This window comes from Sphingomonas yabuuchiae (assembly GCF_001477495.1).
GTDB classification, from domain to species: Bacteria; Pseudomonadota; Alphaproteobacteria; order Sphingomonadales; family Sphingomonadaceae; genus Sphingomonas; species Sphingomonas yabuuchiae_A.
Genome location: NZ_LDTF01000103.1, coordinates 1 through 3913, shown reverse-complemented (window position 1 = coordinate 3913; position 3913 = coordinate 1). Strand labels below are relative to the sequence as shown.

General features: G+C 68.6%; 4 protein-coding genes. 1 reads left to right on the top strand and 3 read right to left on the bottom strand.

The window, feature by feature from the left end; genetic code table 11:
• The 3 genes from NS355_RS16310 to NS355_RS16300 form a co-directional block, all read right to left on the bottom strand.
• Nucleotides 1–1323: type II and III secretion system protein family protein (locus NS355_RS16310; RefSeq protein WP_153008261.1), on the bottom strand; the 1323-nt coding region annotated here is incomplete at its 3' end.
• 2 nt (nt 1324–1325) lie between these two features.
• Nucleotides 1326–2354 (bottom strand): Flp pilus assembly protein CpaB, encoded by a 1029-nt coding sequence (gene cpaB / locus NS355_RS16305; RefSeq protein ID WP_058746645.1) that lies wholly within the window; start codon nt 2352–2354, stop codon nt 1326–1328.
• A gap of 50 nt (nt 2355–2404) precedes the next feature.
• Nucleotides 2405–2884 carry an A24 family peptidase gene (locus tag NS355_RS16300; RefSeq protein WP_084788048.1) on the bottom strand — a complete coding sequence of 160 codons (480 nt, stop codon included), beginning with the start codon at nt 2882–2884 and terminating at the stop codon, nt 2405–2407.
• A 65-nt stretch (nt 2885–2949) separates the two neighbouring features.
• On the opposite strand from NS355_RS16300, the gene NS355_RS16295 reads away from it, so the two are divergent.
• A complete protein-coding gene (locus tag NS355_RS16295) occupies nt 2950–3888 on the top strand; it encodes an alpha/beta fold hydrolase (protein WP_058746643.1) in 939 nt (312 codons plus the stop codon).
• Nucleotides 3889–3913 lie beyond the last annotated feature (25 nt).

Below are 3913 nucleotides of genomic sequence, written 5' to 3'. Positions count from 1 at the left end.
CTCGGAGGGCGAGTTGACCGGCTTCACCAGATAGGGGGTGATGATGATGACCAGCTCGGTCTCGTTGCGCTTGAACGCGTTGGAGCGGAACAGCGAGCCGATCAGCGGCAGGTCGCCCAGCCACGGCGTCTTCTCGATCGAATTGTCGCGCGAGTTGGACAGCAGGCCGCCGATCATCATGCTCTGGCCGGAACCCAGTTCCAGCGTGGTCTCGGCCCGGCGGGTGGTCAGCGCGGGGATCGAGGTCCCGCTGATCGTCACCGAGCCCACCGACGACAGCTGCGACACCTCGGGCCGGACACGGAGCGAGATGCGCCCGTCGGACAGCACCGTCGGCGTGTAGGACAGGCTGACGCCATATTGCTTATACTCGACCGACACCGCGCCGAAGCCGCTGGCCAGCGGAATGGGAATTTCGCCACCCGCCAGGAAGGTCGCGGTTTCCCCCGACAGGGCGGTTAGATTGGGGTTGGCCAGCGTCGCCACCTGACCCAGCGATTCGCCCAGGTCGATCGCGCTGAGCAGGTCCATGCCCAGCACGCGCCCGCCCAGGCCCAGCGTCGTGCGCTGCGTGCCGGGGTTGAACGTATATCGAGTGCCCGCCGGAAGACCCGCCGCATCGGTCAGCTTGTCGATGCTGCCCGCATTGCGGCCCGATGCGATGCCGAACACAAAGCCGCTGGAATTGGCGTCGCGGTTCAGCAGGTTGACGCCGATCTGCTTGACGAAGCTGCGATTCACCTCGGCGATGCGGACCTGAAGGTTGACCTGAAGCGGGGTGGCGGTCTTCAACCGGCTGATGATCCGGGTGTCCTTGCCGACATAGGCCTGGACCAGCCGTTCGGCCTCGGCGGCGTCGTCGGGCGCGGCGATGGTGCCGGTCAGCAGGATCAGGCCGTTCATCGGCGTGGCGACGATCTGCGCCTCGGGCATGGCCAGCTTCAGCATCCGGCCGATCGAATCCAGATTGTTGCCGATCCGGACGGTCGCCGCATAGACGACCGCGCCGCCGCGCGCCGTGGCGGAGACGGTGGTCTCGCCGGGCTTCTTGCCGAAAATATAGAGCTGGGTGGGCGAGCGGACCTGCACGTCGGCGATGCTGTCATCGGCGACGAACAGGTCGGTCATCGGCCGGGGCAGGGTGATCAGCCGCGCCCGCCCGGTGTTGATCTCCAGCGCACCGGAACCGTCGTTGGCCGGGGTCGAATCCGCCGGCCCGGACGGTGCCGACCGCGCGGGCGAGGGGGCGAGAAGCAGCGGGGCCAGCACCAGCACGAAAGCCGAGGTGCGCGGTGCGCGCAGGAGAAGCGAACGAAGCGACATGGTCAATTTCCATCCCCCATCGGCGCGGTGCCCGTTGACCCGCCGGATGACGGGGCGACCGTGCTGCCCCGAGCGATGCGCACGCCGGCGCTTTCGGATCTGCCGCGCGCCTGACCGATGGCTGGCGCCGCCGGGTTCATCGCGGAATTGTCGTTGGCCATGGCGATCGCGCCGTGGCTGGGCGTGGAGTCGGCGTTGCGGCCGGGTACGGTGCGGCGCTGATAGCGGGACACGTCCGCTCCGGTGACATAGGACGCCCGATCGACCATCGGTTGGGCAACCGCACTGGGATCGCCGCCCGCCGCCAGCTCGGAGGGCCGCTCGGCCAGCGCGCGCAGCGACAGCGACAGCGTGCCGACCGTCTGTGCGACCGCCAACTGCTCGGCCATTTTCGGCGTCGCCTCGACGGTGACGGTGGTGAAGGTGTGAACCTGGGTCTTGCCGTCCTCGGCCGCCTGATTGTCGGTGCGTTGGTCGGTCGCCAGCACGCGGATGTTGCGCAGGATCGTCTCGGACACCTTGAGCGGCGGGCCATCGCCACCGCCCGCGACATCCTGGGTCAGGACCATGTCGATCCGGTCGCCCGGAAACACGAAGCCCGCGACCGCGGTCTGCGCCGACACGGGCACGGTCACGGCGCGCATGCCCGGCGTGAGCGCGGCGGCCAGGAAGCCGCGATCGCCCGGGCTGACGACCGCGCCCTGCGTCAGCGGCTGACCGGCGGTGATCGCATAGCGCAGCACGGTGCCCTGCAACTTGGCCATGTCGGCCTTGCCGCGCACATAATAGGCGTTGGCGAGCATGTCCTTGGGCCAGGGCTGGAACTTCAGGGCGGTGGGGTCGATGATCGTTCCGACCGGCAAGGTGCGGGTGGCCACCAGGACCTCGGCCTGCGGCTCGACGGGAGCGGCGACCGTAACGGCCTGGGCCTGGGGAACGCTGCTCCCGGCGGTGACGGTCCGGGCGAATAGGGCCGTGATCCCTGCCACCAGCAGGGCCCCGACCAGCAGTAACACTTTTCGACTGTCCATCCTGCGTTCTTCGGCCTTGGCCGAGCCCGATGCTCGGTTCGATTGGTTGGTTAAATGGACGGAAAGGGGTTAAATAACGGTTCCTGAAGGATGAAGAGCGCGGCCATGGCGATGGCCACGCCGTAGGGAACCTCGATCGCCGGAGCGGCGTCGCCCAGTGTGCGGACGCGCAGGCGATGGTCGATCAGCATCGCGATCGTCACCGCGCCGCCCGCGAGCGACATGACCAGCAACATGCGGAACAGCGACGGCAGGGGCAGCCACAGCGCAACGGCCGCGATCATCTTCACATCGCCGCCGCCCATCATGCCGATGCGAAACGCCTGGGCGAACAGCAGGAACATCGCGAGGCCGACGCCGAGCTGCACCGCCATGCCAGGCCAGACGGATACGCCGCTGGCCCACCACCATAGCGGCGCGAGCAGCGCGATGGCGATGTTCTTGCGGTCGGCGATCTCGCGGGTCCGCGCATCCTCGATCCCCGCCGACACCAGCAGCAGGACGAGCGCCACCAGCAGCGCGATACGCATTATGGTCCATTCCATGGCATGAAGCCCTAGACGGCGGGGCTTTCAAAACCGTAACCGGGAGGCGGATGACCGACACCCTGTCCCTTCGCCGCAGTTTCCCGGCCGCCGCCACGCTGTCGCGCTGGCACGCGCCCGACGGGTGGGAGCATCGTCGCTTCGACTGGGCGGCGCGCGCCCCGCGCGGGCGGCTGTTGTTCCAGACCGGCCGTGCCGATGTGATCGAGAAATATCTGGAGGTCTTTGCCCATCTGGTCGGGCGGGGATGGAGCGTCACCGCCTTTGACTGGCGCGGGCAGGGGGGATCGGGGCGGTTGCTGGCCGATCGCCATGTCGGGCATGGCGGCAACTTCTCCATACTGGTCGAGGACTTACGGGCCTTCTGGGCGGCATGGCGGGCCGAGCACTCTGCGGGCGACCTGCCCCACGTCCTTTTGGGGCATTCGATGGGCGGGCATCTGGCGCTGCGGGCGGTGGTCGAGGGGGCGGTCGATCCGCAAGCCCTGATCCTGGTCGCGCCGATGCTGGGCCTGCGCCTGCCGACCGGCGCTCTGCTGGGCTCGGGAATCATCGGCCTGATGAACGCGCTGGGCCGGGCCGAGCGCGGCATCTGGGAGGCCAAGGATGGCCCCGGCCATCATACGCGGCAGCGCAACCTGACCCATGATGTCGAGCGGTTCGAGGATGAGGGCTATTGGTACGACCAACAGCCCGATCTGGCGCTGGGGCCGCCGAGTTGGGGCTGGCTGGCCTCCGCGCTTCGCTCGATCCGGGCATTGGGGCGCGATCCCCGGCTGGACCGGGTAAGCGTCCGCTCGCTGATGCTGGTCGCCGACGCCGACCGTCTGGTTGATCCCAAGACCGCTACCGCCATTGCAGCCCGGATCGGCGCGCGGGTCGAGCGGTTCGGGCCGGAGGCGGCGCATGAATTGCTGCGCGAGGTCGATCCGGTGCGCCTGCGCGCCCTGGCGGCGATCGATGCCTTTCTGGACGGGGTGGCGGCGTGATCCACGACGTCGCGATCGTGGGGGC